Here is a 529-nt window from a genome sequence, read left to right on the forward strand (position 1 = left end):
GATGACAACCAGATCCCGCTGTGGATCGATGTGCCCACGGTCGGCCCGATTGTCGGCCCCGTGGGCAACACGCTCGATCGCGGGGTGGGCTATACCCCCTATGGCGAACACTTCATGGTCCAGTGCGGCATGGAAGTGGTTCTGGCCAATGGTGAAATTCTGAAAACGGGCATGGGCAGCACCAGCAACCCCTCGGCGTGGCAGGCGTTCAAGTGGGGTTACGGGCCCTATCTCGATGGCATCTTCACCCAGTCGAACTTTGGTGTCGTGACCAAGATGGGGCTGTGGCTGATGCCCGCGCCGCCGGTGTACAAGCCGCTGGTGATCCGCCACAAGAAGGTTGAGGATGTATCCCGCATCGTCGATGCCATGCGGCCGCTGCGGATCGCCAACGTCGTGCCCAATGTGGTGCTGATGATGTCGGCCGGATACCAGCTCGCCATGTTCCACCGCCGCGGCGAGGTGTGGGATGGCGCCGGGCCGGTGCCCGACGAGGCCTTTGCCAAATTCGCCGCCAGCCACAACCTGG

Annotated in this window: 1 protein-coding gene; it reads left to right on the forward strand. The window is 63.1% G+C overall.

Annotated elements, in window-relative coordinates:
- On the forward strand, positions 1-529 hold a 529-nt coding region (locus P4U43_RS17995), incomplete at both ends, for an FAD-binding oxidoreductase (RefSeq protein WP_277359963.1).

The sequence above is a fragment of the Arthrobacter vasquezii genome (genome assembly GCF_029455255.1).
GTDB lineage: Bacteria > Actinomycetota > Actinomycetes > Actinomycetales > Micrococcaceae > Arthrobacter_D > Arthrobacter_D parietis.